Origin of the sequence: Candidatus Njordibacter sp. Uisw_058 (genome assembly GCF_047730065.1) — a bacterium.
In the GTDB taxonomy this organism is placed as follows: domain Bacteria; phylum Pseudomonadota; class Gammaproteobacteria; order Pseudomonadales; family Balneatricaceae; genus Njordibacter.
In genome coordinates this window covers 2,926,242-2,948,602 of record NZ_CP159829.1, presented here as the reverse complement: position 1 = coordinate 2,948,602, position 22,361 = coordinate 2,926,242, and the positions used below count along the sequence as shown (strand labels likewise).

At 46.9% G+C, this 22,361-nt stretch carries 21 protein-coding genes and 1 pseudogene; 15 read left to right on the top strand and 7 right to left on the bottom strand.

What is annotated here, in order from left to right; translation table 11 throughout:
- Window positions 1-5 precede the first annotated feature (5 nt).
- Window positions 6-1,019, bottom strand: a complete 1,014-nt coding sequence (gene hemB, locus ABXT59_RS13795; protein WP_443636797.1) for a porphobilinogen synthase — start codon at window positions 1,017-1,019, stop codon at window positions 6-8.
- Window positions 1,020-1,087: 68 nt separating this feature from the next.
- Window positions 1,088-3,025: an ABC-F family ATP-binding cassette domain-containing protein gene (locus ABXT59_RS13790; protein WP_443636796.1), complete on the bottom strand. Its 1,938-nt coding sequence runs from the start codon at window positions 3,023-3,025 to the stop codon at window positions 1,088-1,090.
- 177 nt (window positions 3,026-3,202) lie between these two features.
- On the opposite strand from ABXT59_RS13790, the gene ABXT59_RS13785 reads away from it, so the two are divergent.
- Complete coding sequence (locus ABXT59_RS13785) at window positions 3,203-3,877, top strand: FKBP-type peptidyl-prolyl cis-trans isomerase (protein WP_443636795.1); 675 nt, start codon at window positions 3,203-3,205, stop codon at window positions 3,875-3,877.
- 276 nt (window positions 3,878-4,153) lie between these two features.
- On the opposite strand, the gene ABXT59_RS13780 is transcribed toward ABXT59_RS13785, so the two are convergent.
- The gene (locus tag ABXT59_RS13780) at window positions 4,154-4,783 is read right to left on the bottom strand and encodes a urate hydroxylase PuuD (RefSeq protein ID WP_443636793.1); all 630 of its coding nucleotides are present in this window, start codon (window positions 4,781-4,783) and stop codon (window positions 4,154-4,156) included.
- Window positions 4,784-4,907: 124 nt separating this feature from the next.
- Window positions 4,908-5,858, bottom strand: a complete 951-nt coding sequence (trxB, locus tag ABXT59_RS13775; protein ID WP_443636791.1) for a thioredoxin-disulfide reductase — start codon at window positions 5,856-5,858, stop codon at window positions 4,908-4,910.
- Window positions 5,859-5,974: 116 nt separating this feature from the next.
- Between trxB and ABXT59_RS13770 the strand changes: the two genes are divergently transcribed.
- The 5 genes from ABXT59_RS13770 (at window position 5,975) to gshA (ending at window position 13,193) form a co-directional block, all read left to right on the top strand.
- Window positions 5,975-6,382 carry an RNA-binding S4 domain-containing protein gene (locus ABXT59_RS13770; RefSeq protein WP_443636790.1) on the top strand — a complete coding sequence of 136 codons (408 nt, stop codon included), beginning with the start codon at window positions 5,975-5,977 and terminating at the stop codon, window positions 6,380-6,382.
- A 46-nt stretch (window positions 6,383-6,428) separates the two neighbouring features.
- Window positions 6,429-7,334 (top strand): Hsp33 family molecular chaperone HslO, encoded by a 906-nt coding sequence (gene hslO, locus ABXT59_RS13765; RefSeq protein WP_443636788.1) that lies wholly within the window; start codon window positions 6,429-6,431, stop codon window positions 7,332-7,334.
- A 203-nt stretch (window positions 7,335-7,537) separates the two neighbouring features.
- On the top strand, window positions 7,538-9,097 hold the full coding sequence (locus tag ABXT59_RS13760; RefSeq protein WP_443636786.1) for a phosphoenolpyruvate carboxykinase: 1,560 nt from the start codon (window positions 7,538-7,540) through the stop codon (window positions 9,095-9,097).
- A gap of 142 nt (window positions 9,098-9,239) precedes the next feature.
- A complete protein-coding gene (locus tag ABXT59_RS13755; protein WP_443636785.1) occupies window positions 9,240-11,552 on the top strand; it encodes a Tex family protein in 2,313 nt (770 codons plus the stop codon).
- Between the two features lie 78 nt (window positions 11,553-11,630).
- Window positions 11,631-13,193, top strand: coding sequence for a glutamate--cysteine ligase (gshA, locus tag ABXT59_RS13750; RefSeq protein ID WP_443636783.1), 1,563 nt, complete (start codon window positions 11,631-11,633; stop codon window positions 13,191-13,193).
- Between the two features lie 20 nt (window positions 13,194-13,213).
- Here the strand turns inward: gshA and ABXT59_RS13745 are convergent, their stop codons facing one another.
- Complete coding sequence (locus tag ABXT59_RS13745) at window positions 13,214-14,119, bottom strand: DMT family transporter (RefSeq protein WP_443636781.1); 906 nt, start codon at window positions 14,117-14,119, stop codon at window positions 13,214-13,216.
- Between the two features lie 164 nt (window positions 14,120-14,283).
- Here ABXT59_RS13745 and nrdR point away from each other — a divergent pair, with 164 nt between their 5' ends.
- The 7 genes from nrdR to ABXT59_RS13710 all read left to right on the top strand — a co-directional run bounded on the left by nrdR (window position 14,284) and on the right by ABXT59_RS13710 (window position 19,508).
- Window positions 14,284-14,748 carry a transcriptional regulator NrdR gene (gene nrdR / locus ABXT59_RS13740; RefSeq protein ID WP_443636780.1) on the top strand — a complete coding sequence of 155 codons (465 nt, stop codon included), beginning with the start codon at window positions 14,284-14,286 and terminating at the stop codon, window positions 14,746-14,748.
- Window positions 14,748-15,887, top strand: coding sequence for a bifunctional diaminohydroxyphosphoribosylaminopyrimidine deaminase/5-amino-6-(5-phosphoribosylamino)uracil reductase RibD (gene ribD / locus ABXT59_RS13735; RefSeq protein ID WP_443636778.1), 1,140 nt, complete (start codon window positions 14,748-14,750; stop codon window positions 15,885-15,887). The genes nrdR and ribD overlap by 1 nt, the downstream gene beginning before the upstream one ends.
- A 91-nt stretch (window positions 15,888-15,978) precedes the next feature.
- Entirely contained in the window at window positions 15,979-17,088 is a 1,110-nt protein-coding gene (gene ribBA, locus ABXT59_RS13730; protein WP_443636777.1) for a bifunctional 3,4-dihydroxy-2-butanone-4-phosphate synthase/GTP cyclohydrolase II, read from the top strand.
- 33 nt (window positions 17,089-17,121) lie between these two features.
- Window positions 17,122-17,595 (top strand): 6,7-dimethyl-8-ribityllumazine synthase, encoded by a 474-nt coding sequence (gene ribH, locus ABXT59_RS13725; RefSeq protein WP_443636776.1) that lies wholly within the window; start codon window positions 17,122-17,124, stop codon window positions 17,593-17,595.
- Entirely contained in the window at window positions 17,596-18,057 is a 462-nt protein-coding gene (gene nusB, locus ABXT59_RS13720) for a transcription antitermination factor NusB (RefSeq protein WP_443636775.1), read from the top strand. It abuts the gene before it with no gap.
- A gap of 18 nt (window positions 18,058-18,075) precedes the next feature.
- Window positions 18,076-19,020, top strand: a complete 945-nt coding sequence (gene thiL / locus ABXT59_RS13715; RefSeq protein ID WP_443636773.1) for a thiamine-phosphate kinase — start codon at window positions 18,076-18,078, stop codon at window positions 19,018-19,020.
- Window positions 19,021-19,031: 11 nt separating this feature from the next.
- Window positions 19,032-19,508 carry a phosphatidylglycerophosphatase A family protein gene (locus ABXT59_RS13710; protein ID WP_443636772.1) on the top strand — a complete coding sequence of 159 codons (477 nt, stop codon included), beginning with the start codon at window positions 19,032-19,034 and terminating at the stop codon, window positions 19,506-19,508.
- Here ABXT59_RS13710 and ABXT59_RS13705 read toward each other — a convergent pair.
- Both ABXT59_RS13705 and glnK read right to left on the bottom strand, forming a co-directional pair.
- Window positions 19,505-20,011, bottom strand: a complete 507-nt coding sequence (locus ABXT59_RS13705) for a disulfide bond formation protein B (protein ID WP_443636770.1) — start codon at window positions 20,009-20,011, stop codon at window positions 19,505-19,507. The two genes, ABXT59_RS13710 and ABXT59_RS13705, sit on opposite strands and share 4 nt — an antisense overlap.
- A gap of 212 nt (window positions 20,012-20,223) precedes the next feature.
- Window positions 20,224-20,562, bottom strand: coding sequence for a P-II family nitrogen regulator (glnK, locus tag ABXT59_RS13700; protein WP_443636769.1), 339 nt, complete (start codon window positions 20,560-20,562; stop codon window positions 20,224-20,226).
- A gap of 257 nt (window positions 20,563-20,819) precedes the next feature.
- Here glnK and ABXT59_RS13695 point away from each other — a divergent pair.
- Together ABXT59_RS13695 and ABXT59_RS13690 are read left to right on the top strand one after the other, a co-directional pair.
- A pseudogene (locus ABXT59_RS13695) lies at window positions 20,820-21,980 on the top strand (YifB family Mg chelatase-like AAA ATPase); the annotation flags it as partial.
- Window positions 21,981-22,007: 27 nt separating this feature from the next.
- The gene (locus tag ABXT59_RS13690) at window positions 22,008-22,337 is read left to right on the top strand and encodes a hypothetical protein (RefSeq protein WP_443638633.1); all 330 of its coding nucleotides are present in this window, start codon (window positions 22,008-22,010) and stop codon (window positions 22,335-22,337) included.
- The last annotated feature ends 24 nt before the right edge of the window (window positions 22,338-22,361 follow it).

The following is a 22,361-nucleotide window of genomic DNA, read 5'->3' as shown; positions in this document are numbered from 1 at the left end:
GATGATTAATCCGATTGCAGAAGTATAGCTGCATCTTTGGCAAAATAGGTGAGAATGCCATCCGCACCTGCCCGTTTAAAAGCCAGTAAAGACTCCAACATAACGCTATTTTTATCTAACCAACCATTTTGGAAGGCTGCCATATGCATGGCGTACTCACCGCTAACTTGGTAAGCAAATGTAGGCACTTGGAGTTCACGCTTAACGCGGCTAACAACATCTAAATAAGGCATTCCAGGTTTGACCATGACCATGTCCGCGCCTTCAGCAATGTCCATGGCAACTTCGTGCACAGCTTCGTTACTGTTAGCGGGGTCCATCTGATAGCCAAACTTGTCACTCTTACCTAAGTTTCCAGCAGAGCCAACTGCGTCACGAAACGGACCATAATAGGCCGAGGCGTACTTGGCGGCATAGGCCATAATGCATGTGTTGTGGTGGTTCTTTGCTTCTAAGGCCTGCCGAATAGAACCTATGCGTCCGTCCATCATGTCTGATGGCGCCACGATGTCAGCCCCAGCTTCGGCGTGGGAAAGGGCTTGTTGAATGAGGATATCTACGGTGATGTCGTTAAGCACATAGCCAAGGTCGTCAATAATGCCATCTTGGCCATGGGTAGTGAATGGGTCTAAGGCCACATCGGTAATAATGCCAAGTTGGGGACAGGCTTTTTTTACTGCCCTAACAGCCCGTTGGGCGAGACCATCGGCACTATAAGCTTGCTCTGCCATCAACGATTTGGCGGCGTCTGGGGTGACAGGAAATAGGGCAATGGCAGGAATGCCTAAGCGCTCTATATGCCTTGCCTCTATGACTAAATTATCAACACTGAGTCGTTCTACTCCTGGCATAGAGGCCACAGTTTGTCGTTGGTTGTGACCCTCGATAACAAACATGGGGTAAATCAAGTCATTGGTTGTGAGTTGATTTTCACGCATTAAACGGCGAGAAAAATCATTGGATCGCATCCTCCGCATACGGCTGCTGGGGAACTGACGTTGACTGGGTTGAAAGCTCATAGTTACGCCTCTAGTATAAAGTTGTCTAGGTCCAATGGCTTACTGGGCAATGACCAATAATGCTATTGTTACAATGATATTGATTCAAGTTCGTCTTGTTTTTCAAGCCATAGTTCTTCGCTTTGTTCATGCTCTTGACTGGCATGGGCTTGCTGGGTCAATAAGTCTTTTAGTTTGGCCTTATTTTCTACTTGGTACAAGCTAGGTTCAGCTAACTCTGCTTCTAGTTGATCCAATTTGGCTTGCCATACATCAATGTCTTTTTCATGTTTGCTAATGGCTTTTTTCAACGGACTCAGTTGCTTGCGCTTTTCAGCTTGCTGACGCTTTTGTTCTTTGCGCTCTGCTGGCGTTAAAGCGTCAGACACTAATGTTTCAGTGCTACTAGGACTTGAGTTTATAGAGTTCTGTCGTTGTTTCATCTTAGCCTGAGCCTGGGCTTGAGCCAGCGCTTGAACTAGCACTTGATAGTCCTGTAAGTCGCCTTCAAACTCTTTTACTTTACCATCGGCGACTATCCAATAGTTATCCACTACTTGACGCAACAAGTGACGGTCGTGAGAAATGACGACTAGAGCCCCTTGATAGGCTTGCAGCGCCATAGTGAGCGCATGGCGTGCTTCCAAATCTAAGTGGTTAGTGGGTTCATCTAACAACAATAAATTAGGCTTTTGCAGGGCGATCATGGCTAAAGCTAAACGGACTTTTTCACCCCCAGAAAAATGCTTCACTGGTTCAAACACCCGCTCACCTTGCCAACCAAAACTACCCAAGAAATTACGCAGCTCTTGTTCACTTGCTGAGGGCTTTAACCGTTGTAAATGCAACAGGCCATTCGCCTCTATATCCAATGCCTCCAACTGATGTTGTGCAAAGTAACCGATCTTGAGGTGTTCTCCAGGCACAACTTGACCTGCCAGAGGCGTTAAGTCTCCCACTAACGTCTTGATTAAGCTTGATTTCCCAGCTCCGTTTGGACCCAGTAAAGCATAGCGCGAATCATGTAATAAGGTAATGTTGGCACTGACAATGGGCTTGTCATAACCAATACTCACACGGTCCAGATCAATTAAGGTCGAACTGGTCTTATCAAATTCAGGAAAGCGAAAGGTAAAAGGTGAATCGGCATAGGCTGGAGCAATCTTTTCCATACGTTCAAGGGCTTTCACCCGACCCTGCGCTTGTTTAGCTTTACTCGCTTTGGCCTTAAAGCGCCTAATAAAATTTTCGATGTGGGCTATTTCAGTTTGCTGCTTGGAATACATAACTTGGTGTTGGGCCATTCGCTCAGCTTTTTGGCGCTCAAAAGCCGCATAGTTGCCACGATAAGAGGTGAGTAGTTTGCGATCTAAATGCACTATCACCTGTACCACTTGGTCCAAAAAGTCACGATCGTGAGAGACTAAAAATAAAGTGCCTGGATATTTTTGTAACCAAGACTCAAGCCACATAGTGGCATCTAGGTCTAAGTGGTTAGTCGGTTCATCGAGCAATAGTAAGTCTGATGGGCACATGAGTGCTTGAGCTAGATTCAAACGCACGCGCCAGCCCCCAGAGAAAGTCCCTACTGGCTGATTCCAGTCTTGTTCAGGAAAGCCTAGGCCCTGCAATAATTGCTGGGCACGGTTAACTGCGCTGTAACCTCCAGCATGGTCATAGTCTGCATAAACGTGACTCAGGGCGGCTTCATCATGGGTGGCTTCAGCGGCAGTAATGGCAAGTTCAGCCTTTCTTAAAGCCTGATCGCCATCCAGTACATGGTCTAAGGTCGAGCGATTTACATCACCAATTTCTTGCGCCATGTGGGCCATACGCATCGCTGGTGGCCAAGTGAGCTGGCCAGCATCCAGTTGTAATTGACCCAGTAATAATTTAAATAAGGTGGTTTTGCCCGCGCCATTACGCCCAACTAAACCGTACCTCTGGCCAGAATCTAGAGTCAAATCGGCCCCCTCAATAAGAGGCTGACCACCGCGCTGTAGTGTAATTTTGTCAAATTTAATCATGGCCGCGCATGATACCACAGGCTTGGCGAGGCATAAGCTTAAAAATAGACAATCAAATGTAAACAATTGGAAATACTTTTGCGTCAGCTTGGAGTCTTATATATCCTATGCAACGCGCTGAATGATAACGTTTAGCATTATCACCCAGGTATCACAAAGGAATCACAAAGGAATACTATGAAAACTTTAATTAGCCGTTTGGCCGTTACGAGTGCTATTGGCCTTGCTGCCACATCTTCTGCTGCAGACATTGATCTAAACAACGCAGAACAAAACGTAAGCTATAGCTTGGGTACCTTGGTTGCAGGACAGCTTGCCAACGACTTTGACAACTTAAACCTTGAAGCTTTTGTCGAGGGTTTTAATGCCGCTTACCTGGGTCAAAAAACCTTGGTCAACGAGAAAGAAGCTGTGGCAGCTGTGCAGGATTACCAGCGCAAAATAGCCGCTTCAAAATTTGAAGGCGCATTAACAAATAGTGAAGCCTATTTGGTTGAGAATGCAGAAAATGATGGTGTTCAAGTGACGCCGAGTGGCCTGCAATATCAAATTCTAACTGTAGCAGAAGGTGATAAGCCCACTGCTACAGATACCGTCACTGTGCATTACCATGGCACGACTATGGATGGCCGTGTCTTTGACAGCTCAGTTGAGCGTGGTGAGCCTGCGCAATTTCCACTCAATGGCGTGATTGCTGGTTGGACAGAGGGTGTTCAATTGATGAGTGTTGGATCTAAGTTTAAATTCTTTATTCACCCTGATTTAGCTTATGGCACTCAAGGTGCTGGGCAAATGATTGGACCCAATGATGCGCTCATTTTTGAAGTTGAACTGATTAAAATAGGTCAGTAAGTCTGAAGCCCTATGCGTTGACAAGTATAGGGTTAAAGTAATCAAAGAAAAGTGGAAAAATACGAAATTTTCCTATATGTTCTGTATGGTGTTTAGCGTAATCTAACACCTCAAGGAGAGTGGTTAGTCACATAGCTTGCTATGCAGGACCGACACGGAAGGACAGGAAGTCAACAGGATGTATGCGTGCCTAGGATGGGCACTTCTAATTTGGTGTTACCACCACAAAAAAACCCCAGCAAGCTGGGGTTTTTTTGTTTGCTACTTAACTAACGTTTAAACGTAGTTAAAGACCAAAACCATAACCGCAGTCAAGCCTAAAGAAGCGTGTATGACACCCTTAACGGTGGTCAATGGACCTTGCTTGCCAAACATTGCATTGGCTTGCAAAGCAGCAATAATGACCAACATCACGATCAAGGAATTGCTCATGCTGCTATACAGGCTCCAACCTAAGGAAGGGTCTGGGTGCCCAGAGGCAAGCATACAGAATGCCATTGGTGCTGAGTAGAGCACGTTGTGGCGTGAAGCCAATAAAGCCTTAGCACCCGCTGCAGGTGCATCACCTTCAGCCATACCAAGAGCGATCTTTTGGTTTGGCCAAATGATCAACCATACGTTTAAAAACATAATGGTACCAAAGACAGCGCCCACAATAATGTAGTTATTGAGTCCAATGGCTAGTTTACCTAAAAGCGCAAGACCCGTTATAAATGTACCCATAGCGCCCCAACGGAACCACCATAAAGCACTTGGTGCGAGTTTGGCTTTAGCATCGGCTAGACCTTCGGCGCTGGCTTGTTTGAAATAGCCACCTTGGATAAAGTTGAAATAATAGAGCATACCGATCCAGGTGATGCCGAATAAAAAATGTGACCAGCGAAATAGAAATCCTATTAAGTCCATGGTGCGCCTCTCATTTAAGTTATTGTATTAAGGTTTTGTCTCTAGATAGGCTCTAGACACAAGGGTAATGGCGGTCATTGTACAGTTAATACAATGACCAGTTCTAGTTGTTTGCGATAAAAAGCTATAGTTCGTCTAAGTAGCGTTCTGCATCTAGAGCTGCCATGCATCCAGTGCCTGCAGAAGTGATGGCTTGGCGATAGATATGGTCCATTACATCACCGGCAGCAAAAACGCCTTCAATACTGGTTTGAGTGGCATTACCTTGCGTCCCGCTTTGTACAGTAATGTAGCCACCTTCCATGTCTAACTGGCCTTCAAACAGCCCCGTATTGGGCGAGTGGCCGATTGCGATAAATACACCATCGACATCAAGGTCTTTGGTGCTGCCATCTTCGCTACTCTTAATGCGCATGCCATTGACGCCCATGTCATCACCCAACACTTCGTCAAGATTATGATGCCATTCGACCTTCATGTTGCCATTTTCTACTTTGTCCATGAGACGATCAGCTAGGATTTTTTCACTGCGGAATTTTCCACGGCGATGCACGACAGTGACTTCTGCTGCAATGTTGCTAAGGTAAAGTGCTTCTTCAACTGCGGTATTACCACCACCAATGACCGCCACTTTTTTGTTACGATAAAAAAAGCCGTCACAAGTGGCGCAAGCTGAAACCCCTCTGCCTTGGTAGGCAGTTTCGCTATCTAAACCCAGATAACGGGCGCTTGCTCCAGTACAGATAATCAAAGCATCGCAGGTATACTGGGTGCCTTGACCTGATAGTTGGAATGGGCGTTGCTTCAAATTTACAGAATCAATTTGATCAAAAATAATTTCCGTTTCAAACCGCTCGGCATGGGCTTTCATGCGCTCCATTAAAGCGGGCCCTTGCAGCCCTTCTACATCTCCAGGCCAGTTATCTACTTCTGTGGTTGTGGTTAACTGTCCACCCATTTGCATACCCGTAATTAACACGGGGTTAAGGTTGGCGCGCGCTGCATAGACAGCTGCAGTATAGCCGGCAGGGCCAGAGCCTAAAATTAGTAACTGACAGTGCTTTACTTCGCTCATAGTGAGTCCTATATAATGATATGGTACAACTGAAAATATGCGGGTGACCTTAGCATAATTCAACCCACAGGGCAGGCAGTTTATGCCATGATTTTAGAAATTTAAAGGAATCGAACATGGGCAGCAAAGTTGAAAAAAATGTGGATGAAAAGGTTCGGCTCGACAAGTGGTTGTGGGCGGCTCGATTCTATCGAACCAGAGCCCTTGCCAAACAAGCGGTCGAGGGTGGCAAGGTGCATTATCAAGGTGCCAAAGCTAAGTGCAGTCGAGTGGTTGAAGTGGGTGCGAAAATATCCATACGCCAAGGCTTTGATGAAAAAATAATTGAGGTCCAAGCCATTGCTGGAAACCGAAGAGGTGCACCAGAAGCCGCTCTGTTATACACCGAAACTGCCACCAGTGAAAAAGCACGTGCAGATCTTGCCACCAGCCGCAAAGCTATGGGACAAGGCTCTGTTTCTGATGGCAAACCGACCAAAAAACAGCGCCGGGACCAGCAGCGTTTTGAGCAGCAGCAGTTGTAGTCTACAATTAGCCGCTATCTATTTTTTTTCGAGACAGATGATTTTTATGACCAATGATGAAATGCAAGGCTTCATGTTCACTGATATGGACATACGTGGTGTCCATTTGCGGCTTGACCAAGGCGTAAAGGCTTTGTTAGATGAGCAAGATTATCCCGCCCCTGTAGCCCGTTTATTAACAGAAATGCTGATTGTTGCTTGCCTGCTCAGTGCCAACCTTAAATTACGCGGTCATTTAAGCGTACAAATTCGGGGGTCTGGGCCAATAAAATGGGTCATGGCAGAGTGCCGACAGTTGAGTAACGATCCAGAGCAACCCTATAGAGTCAAAGGTATGGCGCAAGTTGATGGCGTCGTGGGTGCAGACGCAAGCTTTGCTGAACTGGTGGCTGATGGACGTTTGATTATCACTATTGAGCCTGACCAAGGACAGCGGTATCAAGGCATAGTAATGGCGGATCAAGGGACTCTTGCAGAGTGCATTGAAAGTTATTTTTACCAATCAGAACAATTGCCTACCCATATTCAATTGGTCAGCACAGAGGCAGGCGCTGCAGGGCTGATGCTGCAAAGATTGCCCCAAACCACAGTTCAAGAAGATCAAGCTGACTTAGACTGGGAATTGGTCCACGCTTTAGCTGCTTCTCTGACGCAGCATGAGCTTGCACACTTGCCTGCAGAGCAAGTCTTATATCGGCTATTTCACGAGCATCAAGTGCAAGTATTTGCCCCACGACCTATTTTGCAGCAGTGTGACTGCAGTCGTGAACGCTGTGGCGCGGCAATTGTAGGATTAGGTGCAACAACAGTTAATGAAATTTTAGCAGAGCAAAAAGCCATTATTATTGATTGCCACTTTTGCAACACTCAGTATGCATTTGATAAAGTGGACTGCCACCTTTTGCTGGAGCAGGATGTCTTGCCGGCTAAAGTTGAATCAGCATTGCATTGAGTAGCTGCTGGTTGGCCCACCTAAAGGCCAATTTTTAGGTCGCTCAAACGGCTGTACTATTAGTATAATTGATGGGCTTTATTTTGGCTTTTATGGGGCTTTTCTGACATAATCCAGCCTCATTTTTATCGTCGGATTGACATACTCCCACTTAGGTTATTTAGAAGATCCTAAAAACCTAAGTAAATCATAGGTATTGATACATGAACGCATCTGCAGCTACTGATACTGGAACCACCTTTACGCAACTCTCTCCGGCGAGTTTAATCCAAAAAGCTATCGCCAACGGCGAAGGCACTCTAGCCAATACTGGCGCTCTAAACGTGATCACGGGTGCCCGCACTGGACGTTCTCCACTAGATCGGTTTGTCGTTCAAGAACCCAGCACTGCTGACCAAATCGAATGGGGCGCCGTAAATCGTCCGGTAACACCAGAAATATTTGCGGCTTTATGGGACCGTGTCACAGCCTCTTTAACTGGCCAAGACAAGTATGTGGCCAATGTCCATGTGGGCGCAGATCATGATCACTATATTCCTATTCGTATGACGACCCAAACCGCATGGCAAAACTTGTTTGGCCAAAACTTATTTATCGTGCCACAAAACTACAATCCTGCAGGTAAAAGCGAGTGGCAAATTCTTAATGTGGCTAATTTTGAGTGTCAGCCAGAGCGAGATGGCACTAATAGTGATGGCTGTGTGATGATTAACTTTACCCAGCAGAAGGTATTATTAGCAGGCATGCGCTACGCGGGAGAAATGAAAAAAGCCATGTTCTCTGTGCAAAACTTCCTCCTACCAGCACATGATGTATTGCCCATGCATTGCTCTGCCAATGTAGGCGATGATGGCAAAACCACTTTATTTTTTGGTTTGTCTGGTACCGGTAAAACTACCCTTTCTGCAGACCCAGAGCGCTATTTGATTGGTGATGATGAGCATGGCTGGGGCGAAGGTGTGGTGTTCAATATTGAAGGTGGTTGTTACGCTAAAACCATTAACCTCAGTAAAAAGAACGAGCCCATCATTTGGGATGCAATCAGATTTGGCGCCATCGTCGAGAACGTATGGTTAGATGATGAGAGTAAACAAGCTGATTATGATAATACGGACATCACAGAAAATGGACGGTGTGCCTATCCTTTAGAGCATATTGAAAAACGTACGCAAAAGAATTTAGCGGGTGAGCCAGAGGCCATCATATTTTTAACCTGTGACTTGACCGGTGTGTTACCTCCCGTATCCATCTTGACTAAAGAAGCTGCAGCGTATCACTTTTTAAGTGGTTACACTGCTTTGGTTGGCTCCACAGAAATGGGTTCTAGTGCAGCCATCCGCTCGACCTTTTCTACTTGTTTTGGCGCCCCCTTCTTTCCTCGTCCAGCAGGTGTTTATGCGGAGCTTTTGATGAAGCGTATTGAGTCTTTTGGTAGCAAAGTGTATTTGGTTAACACGGGTTGGACGGGAGGTTCATACGGTACCGGTAAACGCTTCAGTATTCCAACTACCCGTGCCATTATTGCGGCCATCCAAAGTGGCAATATTGCTGAAGCTGCAACACAACACTTAGCGGGACTCAATGTTGATGTGCCAACGACCCTTGAGGGCGTAGACAGTGCTTTGCTCAACCCTCGCAACACTTGGCAAGATCAGGATGCATACGACACAGAGGCTGCCACTCTAATCGGCAAATTTAATGAAAATTTTAAACGTTTTAGTGTCTCAGAAGCCATCGTTAATGCAGGTCCGCAGCCCAGCTAAATAATCTGAAGCAGAGATTAACAATAATTAAAAGGGCCGCTAGAGGCCCTTTTTTTTGGCTTGATCAAAGGCGCCTTTAAAAACTACCGTGCGCCCCCATTATATTGAGTTGAGTTTTTGAGATAAGAAGGATGCTTAGTCCGTGATAAATCAACAAATTGCTACCGAACTTGCGGTTCAAAGATGGCAAGTAGATGCTGCAGTTACATTGTTAGATGAAGGCTCAACAGTGCCCTTTATCGCCCGCTATCGCAAAGAAGTGACGGGTGTACTGGATGATACTCAATTACGCGCTTTAGAAGAGCGTCTTGGCTACCTGCGTGAGCTTAACGCTCGCAAAAAAACTATTTTGGATAGCATTGATAAACAAGAAAAACTAACCCCAGAATTAGCTAAACTCATTGATGCGGCTGACAGTAAAACACGATTAGAAGACCTATACTTGCCGTTTAAAACGAAGCGCCGAACTAAGGCTCAAATTGCCATAGAGGCAGGCTTGCAGCCACTGGCGGATGCTCTGCTCAAAGACCCCACCCTAGACCCAGAACAAGTTGCAGAGACTTATCTTAATATTGACCTTCAAATCACCCATATAAAAGACGCCTTAAATGGTGCTAAGCAAATACTCATGGAGCGTTTTAGTTTAGCTGCAGACCTACTCGCAGAATTGCGTCACCTTGGTTGGCAAGATGCGCAATGGCAAACCCAAGTAGTTGATGGCAAAGAGCAAGTGGGGGTCAAGTTCCAAGATTACTTTGAGTTTCAAGAAGCGCTAAAGACGATTCCCTCCCACCGGGCCTTGGCTATATTAAGGGGCCGTAACGAAGGCATTTTGCAGGCCACTATACTGTGGTCTAAACATGAACACTTGCCTTATGAGTCAAGGGTGGCATTTTATTGGAATATTAAGGATGAAGGCCGAGCCGCAGATAAGTGGCTCAACGAAGTGGTGCGTTGGACTTGGCGTGTGAAGCTTGCCAGTCAGTTAGAAACGGCGCTTATTAGCCGTGTTAGAGAGGCATCAGAAGACAGCGCCATAGGGGTCTTTGCCAATAACTTAAAAGACTTATTATTGGCCGCTCCAGCTGGTGATAAGGTGACCCTTGGTTTAGACCCAGGCCTACGTACTGGCGTCAAGGCAGTGGTGGTAGATGCCACAGGGAAATTGCTGACCACCGAAACTATTTTCCCCCATGTGCCCCATAATAAATGGCAGGCTGCGTCAGCCCTTTTGGTAAAGTGGTGCCAAACTTATCAAATACAGCTCGTGGCTATTGGCAATGGAACGGGCTCGCGCGAGACTGATAAGCTGGTTAAGGAAGTTCAAGCAAGCCTAGAAACTCACGCTCCCCAACGAATTATTATTAGTGAAGCGGGGGCGTCAATCTATTCTGCATCGGCCCTTGCTGCGGCAGAATTTCCAGATTTGGACGTGAGTTATCGAGGAGCGGTCTCGATTGCGAGGCGGCTACAAGACCCATTAGCAGAATTAGTTAAAATTGAACCTAAGGCGATTGGTGTAGGCCAATATCAGCATGACGTCAGCCAAGTGCAGTTGATCCGAAAACTGGATAATGTGGTTGAAGATTGTGTCAATAATGTGGGCGTTGATCTTAATACTGCATCGGCGCCGTTATTAGAGCGTGTGGCAGGCCTGAATAAAACCATGGCAGAGAATATTGTGATCTATCGTGATATCAATGGGGCCTTTAATAATCGTAAGCAGTTGCTTAAAGTCAGTCGGCTGGGCGATAAGGCGTTTGAGCAATGTGCTGGGTTTTTACGCATCCGTGGTGGTGATAACCCTTTAGATGGCACCTCTGTTCATCCAGAAGCCTATGCTTTAGTTGACCAATTAGCTGGGCAGCTCAAACTCACTGTGTCTGACCTTATGGGGAGTGATCAACTGCAACAGATCCAGGTTAGACAAATGCATGATCAAGGCGTGGGTGAGCACACTCTCAAAGATTTGTTGAGTGAGCTGCAAAAGCCTGGGCGTGACCCAAGGCCAGAATTTCGTATGGCTAAGCTTACAGAGGGTGTGGAAAGTATTAAGCAGTTAATTCTAGGCTCTATCATGGAAGGCACTGTGAGCAATGTGACTAATTTTGGTGCCTTTGTAGACCTTGGGGTTCACCAAGATGGTTTGGTCCATATCTCGGCTTTAGCACACCAGTATGTTAAAGATCCTCATGACATCGTAAAGGCTGGGGACATTGTCAAAGTGAAGGTAATGCAAATCGATGTGCCGCGCAAACGTATTGGACTCTCTATGCGCTTAAGTGATGAGTTGCCAACCCAAGATGATCAGCCTAAGGTTCACAAGTCTCGCCCCAATGTCGATGTGGCACCGCAGGAACCTGCTCGCGCTGCTCCAGCGCAATCGCAACAATTGCTGGGTAGTATGGCGCAAAAGCTAAAGGAAGCTCAGTCACGCTTAAAAAAAGCAAACTAAAACAGAATTTGACGCCCAGCTAGACTAAGCTTTTTATGTCCTTAGTCGTTGGCTATTTAACACTATTTGGAGCACCAGATGCCCGCTTATTTACAACAACACCTTCAGCAGGTGAAACAATCACCTGTCGCCATAACCTTGAAGAGTTTGCAGTGTGGAATTGAAAAAGAAGGCTTAAGGGTAGACCTGAGTGGCCGTGTGAGCCATAAGGATCACCCACTATCCCTTGGATCAAGCTTAACCCATGGCAGCATTACCACAGACTATTCAGAAGCACTTTTGGAATACATTACTCCTGTGTTCCAAAGCCCTACTGCTGCCCTAGATTTTATGCAGCAATTGCATAGTTACAGTGCCAGTAAGTTGCAGGGGTTGGGTGAGTATGTTTGGCCTGCTAGCATGCCCTGTTACCTTGATGGTGAGGATGATATCCGTATTGCAGACTTTGGGAGCTCCAATACAGGTAAGCTGAAACACACTTACCGCGTTGGTTTGGCGTGGCGCTATGGTAAAACGATGCAGTCTATTGCAGGCCTGCACTTTAATTTCTCGCCGCAAGATCATTTTTGGCCAGCGTATCAACAACTGCTTAATAATGAACAGACCTTGCGTGACTTTCGCTCCAGCCAATATTTTAGTTTGATCCGTAATTTTAGGCGTCACTCGTGGATTTTATTATATCTTTTTGGAGCCTCACCAGCCTTAGATTCAAGTTTTGTTAAAGGCCGTGAGATAGACTTAGAGGAAGGCCCTGATGGATGCTTAATTGGACCTTACGCCACTTCTTTGCGCATGAGTGACTTGGGCTATAATAATAAAGTTCAGTCAGTATTGAATTTGTGTTTTAACCACTTAGATACCTATGCTAAGTCCCTGGAACATGCTATTTCTACGCCCCTATCTCAGTACGAGAACATAGGCGTAAAAGTAGATGGTGCTTATCGTCAACTCAATGCTAACTTACTCCAAATTGAGAACGAATATTATAGTGATATCCGCCCTAAACGAGTAGCTCGCGCCGGTCAAAAGCCGGTACATGCGCTTAAAGAATCTGGTGTAGAGTACGTAGAAGTCAGAAACATAGATCTCAATCCCTTTTTGCCACTCGGCATTGATGCACAACAAAGTCAGTTTATTAATGTCTTTTTGTGCTGGTGTTTGTTTGATCAAAGTCTAGAAATTAGCGACCAAGAATGCGATTTAATTAAAACCAATCAAGCCGTTGTCGTGCGCCAAGGGCGCAAACCTGGATTGATGCTTGGAACTTGCAGTGGGCCTAAGAGTTTGCAGTCGCTGGGCTTTGAGATGATTTCTAAGCTGCGCTTAGTGGTTGACGTAATGCCTGATAAAACAGAGGTATTAGAGGCTATCGATGCTATGGAAGCGCGCCTAAAAGACTCATCGTTGACACCGTCTGCGCAAGTTTTAGAGGCCATGGCGAATGGCAACTTGTCACATCAAGCCCTATCCTTTAAGTTGGCGCAGCAGCATCAAGCTTATCACTTAGAACAGAGTCTAAGCTCTCATCGCCAACAAGAGTTAAGTGAGCAAGTCACTGCATCTATTGCTCATCAACAGCGTATTGAAGCTGAGCAAACTGAACCCTTCGACGATTTTCTGGCAGCCTATTTGGCCCAGTAACTGGGCGCATTACCAAGGGTTTAACTGTTTAAGAAGATCACACTGCTGCCGACCACCACCAAGGCTGCGCCTAGCCAAGCACCACGACTGGGTCGCTGTCCGGTAATGAACCAAACCACAGGCAAAATAATGACGGGTGTGATGGCTGATAAGGTCATCACTATGCCGACTTCACCTCGACCTAAAGCATAAACCAACAAAGTCATACCCAAAACCAATCCTAAGGTCGCACTGCTCATAGTGCGCCACACGAATGCAGGTGTCGGTGCTGCATTGGCTTTGGCCCAGGCAAACGGCAAGGCCCGTACAAGCAATAATACGACGGCAGCAAAGCCGACTCTAATGGCGGACGCTGCAATAGGGTCAGCACCAGCTAAGAGTACAGGTTTGGCCAATACAGCGCCTGCTGCTTGGCCAAACGCCGCCGTCAGTCCAATTAAAATCCCCCAACCCAAATGACCACTCACTTTTTCTAAGCGATGCTGGCCTTCGTTTTTGCGACCCCACCAAACAGCATTCACAACGCCCAGTAGAATTAAGCCACAGCCAATTAATAGATTTGTGCTAAGGGTTTCACCCAACCAGATAAAGCCCATGCCAGCAGCCATTGGCGCACTGGTCGCAAATAGCACAGAATTGCGCCGGGGTCCGATGCGCTTTAAAGCTTGCATGAGCGCTGTATCACCAATCACAATGCCTACTAAGCTAGAGCCAATTAGGGCGAGCATGGCGTTGTTAGGGACGCTTGACCATAAGCCCATAATGCTGGTGATGACAATCAGCACGGTCCCAGCAAAGACGACTCTATAGCGATTGAAGGCCACCGCTCCAAAGTGGTGAACCCCGGGGGCCGCTAAAATAGCGGTAAAAGTCCAGCATACTGCAGCGGCTAGGGCAGCCAGTTCGGCAATCGGTAAATTGCTCATGTTATTCCTTTAAACTAGACAAGGGCGCCAGAATAGCAGTTCTTGGCTATAAATCCACTAAATACCCTACCTCTTTGCTGCTACCAGCTAACTGGCCCAGAAGTAAATATTAAGGCTATAATGTGTTCTTTAAATAGCCTCCTTTAAGATTCACTGAGACATCTATGTATTGCCCCTTTTGTACTCATCCTGAAACCAAAGTAATCGACTCGCGACTAGTTAGCGAAGGTGAACAAATTCGTCGTAGACGCGAATGCTTAACCTGCAACGAGCGCTTTACGACCTTTGAAGTGGCCGAACTATTGATGCCCAGAGTGGTTAAGCAAGACGGCACCCGCCAGCCTTTTGATGAAGACAAATTACGTGCTGGCATCTTAAGATCCCTAGAAAAGCGCCCCGTTAGTATTGAAGCTATTGAAGCCAGCCTAAATCGTATTAAACACTCTTTGCGTGCGAGTGGAGAGCGCGAGGTAGGCACTCAGTTGGTGGGTGAGGCGGTCATGGCACAATTGCGCCAGTTAGACGAAGTGGCATATGTGCGCTTTGCCTCTGTGTATCGTAGTTTTAAAGACCTTAATGAGTTTCGCGAAGAAATTGAGCGCTTAGAACAAGAGCACCAGGGTAGCTAATGGCGATTCAATCCATGCACCATGAATTTATGACATTAGCTTTAAAGCAAGCCAGTTTTGGACAGCTGATTGCGCGGCCTAATCCAGCCGTTGGATGTGTGTTAGTTAAAAACAACCAGGTCGTAGGAACCGGATATACCCAACAGGTAGGTGGCCCTCATGCCGAAGTGATGGCCATCCAAGCTGCTGGTGATTTAGCCAAGGGAGCTATTGCGTATGTCACCCTAGAGCCTTGTGGCCATTATGGGCGCACCCCCCCATGTAGCTTAGCCCTCATAGAGGCGGGTGTAAGTGCTTTGGTGTACGGTTGCCAAGACCCTAACCCTTTAGTTGCAGGGCAGGGTCTAAGCCAACTAAGGACGGCAAAAATTGAGGTTATTGGACCAATTATGGAGACAGAATGTAAGCGATCTAATCGTGGGTTTTTGCAACGTATGAAAACTAATAAACCCTACGTGATCAATAAATTGGCGATGAGTTTGGATGGTCGAACAGCGATGGAATCTGGTGAAAGCCAATGGATTACTGGACCTGAAGCAAGGGCTCAGGTGCATCTATTGCGGGCCCAAAGTTGTGCAGTAATTACTGGCATTGGGTCTATATTGCGAGATAATCCAAGCATGAATGTGCGGGCTGATGAACTGATTTTAGCGGGGGTGGCTGAGGCCACGATTGAGTTGATCAAACAACCTTTGCGTGTCGTACTGGATAGCCAGTTGCGTTTGCCCACCTCGGCTAAAATTTTGCAGCAGCTTGGTTCAGTATTAGTCATGACTTGTGTGGCCGACCTGCAGCGGCACCAGGCTTTGATCGACATGGGCGTGGAGCTAGTGGTCTGTGCTGCAGATGACCAGGGTAAAGTTGATTTATCCTCAGTACTGACTATATTGGGCCAACGTCAGTGCAATCAGGTGCTGGTAGAGGCTGGTGCAGGATTAAGTGGGGCTTTCTTAAAGGCTGGTCTAACCCATCATTTAGTGGTGTATATGGCGCCCAAGTTGTTGGGCAGTCAGGCTAAAGCTTTATTTAATCTACCCTTGGACACAATGGCGCAGGCTGTTGATGTCGATATTAAAGGTATCTCACAAGTGGGTAACGATTGGCGTATCGATGCTACTCCAAAACGCCCTGATAACTAGCCACTGCTCAGGAAATCTGGCACAATGGCCCGCTCGTTGGCCTGCTCAATAACCTCTTGTTCTGGTCATGAAACTAAGCATGGGTTAGCGCATGAACATGAACACCTCCGTCGAACTTATCGAAGACCTCCGACAAGGAAAAATGATCATCCTTATGGATGATGAAGATCGTGAAAATGAAGGTGATCTGGTGATGGTTGCGGAGCAAGTGCGACCAGAAGACATTAATTTTATGGCCAAGCACGCCCGAGGCCTAATATGCCTCACCTTGTCTCGAGAACATTGCGCAAAGCTGGATTTACCTTTGATGGTAAAAAGTAATGGCACCGCTTATGAGACTAACTTTACAGTGTCGATTGAAGCGGCTAAAGGTGTGACGACGGGTATTTCTGCTGCCGATCGCGCTTATACGATTCGCACCGCTGTAGCTAGCAGTGTTAAGCCAGAAGACATCGTGCAACCGGGTCACGTATTTCCGTTAATGGCAAAAGAAGGTGGGGTGTTAACTCGTGCTGGCCATACGGAAGCGGGCTGTGATTTGGCCCGTCTTGCAGGCTATAGCCCGGCCGCAGCCATCGTCGAAATTATGAATGACGACGGTACCATGGCGCGGCGTGATGACCTTATGACATTTGCCGCTGAACACGATTTAAAAATTGGGACTATTGCGGATTTAATCCACTTTCGTAACCTCAATGAAAAGACGGTCACGAAAGTGAGCTCGCACCCGTTGCCCACGCGCCATGGCGAGTTTACCTTACACACTTATGAAGACAGCATTTATGGCGGCACCCATGTCGCACTCACCATGGGCAACATTAAGCCTCAGGACTCCACCATTGTGCGAGTGCACATGGCGGATGTATTGCGAGATCTTGTGGGTGCAGTGCCCTCTTTGCCTAAATGGACTATTGATTCATCGCTAGAGCGAATTGCTAGAGAGGGCCAAGGCGTATTAGTATTGTTGGGCCAAACGGATGATCGTAATCTTCGAGGCAGTATTGATGCCTTTTTTGAAACGTCTGTCCCGCGTCAGTTCAATACAGATGGCTCTGGGGCATATCTAAATGTAGGGACTGGGTCACAAATTTTGCGCGACTTAGGTGTAGGCAAGATGCGTTTACTCAGCCAAGAAATGAAATTCAATGCCATTTCAGGTTTTGATTTAGAAATAGAAGAGTACATTGACTGTAACCACTAAGTGGAAACAGCATGGTAATTGCAAGGAATATATATGTCTGTAACTCACATTGAAGGCCGTTTTAATGACGCCAATGGTCACTACACTCTTGTTGTTGGCCGTTTTAATTCATTTGTAGTAGAAAGCTTAGTCGAAGGAGCCCTAGACACTCTTAAACGTCATGGCGTTGATGCGGATAAAATCCGTGTAGTGCGAGTGCCTGGTGCTTTTGAGATCCCCTTGGTCGCACAAAAAATTGCTCAACAAGGCAAAGATGACGCCATTATTACCCTTGGTGCAGTCATTCGGGGTGGCACGCCTCATTTTGAATATGTGTCTGGTGAAGCCTCCTCAGGGATCTCCAAAGTCTGCCTAGAACATGGCATACCAGTTGCCAACGGCATATTAACAGTGAATTCGATAGAACAAGCGATTGAGCGAAGTGGCACGAAAGCGGGTAATAAAGGTGAAGAAGCCGCTATGTCGGCGCTTGAAATGGTTAGCCTGTTACGACAGCTAGAGGCATAAATGAGCACAAATAAGGCTCGTCCAGACCGTCGCCGTGCAGCTAGGGAACTAGCCTTACAGGCCTTGTATCAAATACACATGAGTGGCGCCAGTGCGGTGGATGTGCAGGCTGAATTTTTAGTAGACCAAGACTTTAAAAACGCAGACAAGCGCATGTTTGGACAACTTTTGCGCGGTGTTGCTGCGCAAAGTGATAGCCTTGATACCATGATCGAGCAGCATTTAGATCGCAAACTCAGTGATTTAGACCCCATTGAACTGAACGTACTGCGCATGGGGGCTTATGAACTAAGTGACTCAGTGTCAGTACCCTATCGGGTGGTGATTAATGAATGCATTGAGCTGGGTAAAATATTTGGTGCGACTGACGGTCACAAATACGTTAATGGCATCCTAGACAAGATCGCACTCAGCCACCGCGCTGTAGAAATTGCAGCAAAACAAAATGCCAGCTCTCGCTAGTTAAAGTATGTGAATGCCATGGGCGAATTTGATCTTATAAAGCGCTATTTTGATCGCCCTGAACTTCGGCCTGGTGCGGCGATGGCCCTTGGGCCAGGTGACGATTGTGCTTTACTCCAAGTCCCCTCTAAACACCAGTTATCGATAAGTAGTGATACCTTCGTAGCGGATGTGCATTTTTTAACTGACATGGCTGCTGACCAAATTGCGCAACGCTGTTTAGCCGCCAGTGTGAGTGACTTAGCCGCCATGGGTGCCACGCCAGCGTGGTTTAACCTATGTTTGACCCTGCCCAGTGCAAATGCAGCTTGGGTGAGTTGTTTTAGTGACGGGTTAGCGACGCAAGCTCAAGCCTGTGCGATCAGTTTAGCCGGTGGGGACACAACGCGTGGGCCATTAACTATTAGCATTCACGCGATGGGTTTGGTGCCTACGGGTGAGGCTATTACCCGCAGTGGTGCTCAAATAGACGACGTCATTATGGTGTCTGGTAGTTTGGGGGATTCAGCAGCAGGACTGCAAATCATACAACAAGGTGATACCACACACCCCCTGAGTAAACGCTATTGGAATCCCACGCCACGTATAAAACTTGGGCAATGGTTAAGGCACAAAGCCAGCGCTTGTTTGGACGTCTCTGATGGCTTAATTCAGGATTTAGGCCATATCTTATCAGCCAGTGGTTGTGGTGCAGATATACAACTACAAGACCTGCCTTTGTCTGCTGCGTTGTTGGCTAATGTATCACCAAGTCAGGCCCAAGACTTTGCCCTTAGTGGGGGTGAAGATTTTGAACTGTGTTTTACTTTGCCTGCTCATTTAGTGGCAGTAGCACAAGCCTATTCACTGTCTCAAAACCTACCACTGACCGCCATAGGTCGCACCAGTGCTGAGTTAGGTTGTCGCATTTGGAACGAGGATAAGGGCTTGGTTACTGCTCGTCAAGGCTATCAACACTTTTGAGGAGTTATGCCATGAAGCCGGTTAAAGTCGAACCCAATTGGTTCAATCCAATCCATCTGTTAGCATTTGGATTTGGCAGCGGTGCTGCACCCAAAGCCCCAGGTACTTGGGGTACTTTGGCGGCCGTGTTAATTTACTGGCCACTATCCCAACTTTCACCTGAGCATTATTTACTGATGCTACTAGTGACTAGTGTGATGGGTATCTATATCTGTGGGCAAACAGCAAGAGACCTTGGCGTGCATGACCATGGCAGTATTGTGTGGGATGAGTTTGTCGGTTTTTGGATTACCATGTTCGCGGCCCCAGTGGGATGGGTATGGGTGGTGGTGGGGTTTGTGCTGTTTCGTTTTTTCGATATTATCAAACCATGGCCAATAAGCTGGATTGACAAAAGAATCACCGGTGGATTCGGCATCATGTTAGATGATGTGATCGCCGGGGTGATGGCAGCTGTGGTGCTTCAGGGGATCGCTTGGTGGCTTTAAACCAAAATCATTTTGGTGCGCACCAATGACAACCGAAGGCAGTAAAGAGCTAAAAAACTAAACAGTACAAAGCTCCAACCAGCAATCGATAGGCTTAAGAAAGTCCACTGTATTTCTGCACATGAACCTGAGCCTTTAAACATGGTGATAATCACCTCAACCAAAGGAAAGGCATCAACCATATAACTAAAGCTGGGGCCACAAGCAGGCACTAAGTCTGCGGGTAAGCTTTGTAGGTACAATTGCCTTCCAGCAGCCCCCAAACCTAGTAAACTGAGTAGGAAGAGTAAAAAACCATAGCGCCTATGGCCGCCAAAATAGGGATTGTGTAAAGCGGCGAGCATGAATATAAAGGCCATGCCTAGATAAACAAAACGCTGACCCATACAAAGCATGCATGGGTCTAGACCCATAACAAACTCCATGTATAAACCGATTCCTAAAATCACCGCACAAGCGGCAAAGCCAAAGATAAATTGCCCACGGAAACCGGCGTATTTCATGTTCAATGCCAACTTTTGATGATATTGCGTCTAGTCGAAAGCAGATCTGCAAACCAACTAACGCTAATTTTAAAAGAACCTATTGATTCTTCTAATGTTTATCCACACAATATACAAGAAAATTGGCTCTCGATAAACCCTAGGCCCTTTTTAGTTTCAAATAGTGACCAAAATGCGGGTTTATTAACTCAAATCTAATAAATATAAGGCTTTTATAAGGCCTCGGATCCTGTTTCACCTGTACGAATACGAATCGCTTGCTCAAGGTTGACTACAAAAATTTTGCCATCTCCAATTTTCCCAGTATTGGCAGTGTTGCTAATGGCCTCAATGACCTGATCTACCATACCGTCGTCAACTGCAGCCTCAATTTTTACCTTAGGTAAAAAATCAACCACATATTCTGCTCCACGGTAGAGTTCAGTATGACCTTTTTGACGGCCAAAGCCTTTCACTTCAGTAACTGTGACGCCTTGTACGCCCATGTCCGAAAGAGCTTCGCGTACGTCGTCTAATTTAAACGGTTTAATGATTGCACTAACCAATTTCATTGGGGGATTCCTTTACACTAAAAGTTAATAAATGACATATTGTCTAGCATAGGGGGTTGCAGGGATTGTGCCAACTTTATTGGCCTAAAAACACCTAAATATCCACTAAATTGGTGATAATAGCGTGTGCCAAGCCCTAAAGTAGCGCGATGGCTATGCGCTACGCACCGAAATAGGGCGTATCGCTATAAGCTTGAGTGCGGCTTAAGATTGGCCTGCTAGACTTAAGGTCTAATCCCCACTGCCAAGGAAATGCCATGTCTTACGCGATCACATATAGCCGCGCTTACGTAGGCATTGAAGCCCCTTTAATGAGTGTGGAAACCCACCTGAGTAGTGGCTTACCTGCACTAACTATTGTGGGGTTGCCTGAAACTGCGGTCAAGGAAAGCAAAGACCGGGTGCGCAGCGCGATTATCAATGCCGGCTTCGAGTTTCCTGCGAAACGCATCACTATTAATTTGGCCCCAGCAGACCTGCCTAAAGAAGGCGCCCGCTTTGACTTGGCCATCGCCATTGGATTGTTGGCAGCGAGTGGGCAACTGCCCGTAGATGAAGTAAAGGCCTATGAGTTTGTGGCTGAATTAGCTCTCAGTTCTGAGCTTAGGTGTTGCCCTGCCATTTTGAGTGCTGCTGTGGCCTGTCAAGCCAGCCAACGAACTATGGTTGTGGCTCCTGCTAACGCGGCAGAAGCCATGATGCCAAACCCCAGTCGCGTCATTTGTCCAAGTCATTTAAATCAACTCAGCCAATGGTTACATGACCCAGAAAAACAAACACAGCCTTTATGTCCAGCGACGGGGGTTGCGTCTTATCCGAGCGCAGAGTTGGCAGACGTACGTGGCCAGGAACAGGCTAAACGCGCCTTGGTTATTGCAGCTGCCGGCAATCATAACTTGCTCATGTGTGGTCCTCCGGGTACGGGTAAAACCATGCTTGCGCAGCGGTTGCATGCACTACTTGCCCCCCTTACAGAAAAACAGGCCCTAGAACTTGGGGCCATTAATTCGAGTCTTGGCTTGTTTAATCCTGATACGTGGCGCCAGGCTCCTTGGCGAGCGCCCCATCACAGCGCCTCTGCGGTGTCTTTAGTGGGTGGAGGGTGAGTGCCAAGAGCCGGCGAAATCAGTCAGGCGCATCATGGTGCCTTATTTTTAGACGAACTGGCAGAATTCCCTCGGCATGTGCTCGATAGCCTAAGACAGCCCCTAGAAAGTGGCCACATTCACCTATTAAGGGCAGCCTATCAGAGTATATTACCAGCCCAATTCCGTTTGGTTGCAGCGACTAATCCCTGCCCTTGTGGCTATTATGGAGATGAGCACAAAGCCTGTCGCTGCACGCCCACTAAGGTGGCTAATTACCTGCAGCGCCTATCGGGGCCCTTGCTTGATCGAATTGACTTGCAAGTGGCAGTGCAAAGACCTTCGCCTGAAGTTCTATTAATGCCAAAAAAAGGATTAGATACACAAACAGCAAAACGTTGGGTGGTACAGGCCCAAGTAAGACAGCTAGCAAGGAGCGGGCTACTTAATGGTGATTTGCCATGGGCCGAATTGGAGGCGTGTACAAAACTTAAGTCTGTTGATGATAAGTTGCTAAAAAACGCCATATCAAGACTGCACTTATCTCCCCGAGGCATCCATAAAGTGCTCAGAGTGGCGCGCACTATTGCCGACTTAGACCACACCAACACGATCCATAAAAACCATTTACTCGAGGCCCTAAGTTATCGCAGATTGGATGTCCTGAGCATGGAAATAGAGCAAGCTTAGGGCACAGTGCTAATAAAATAAGCA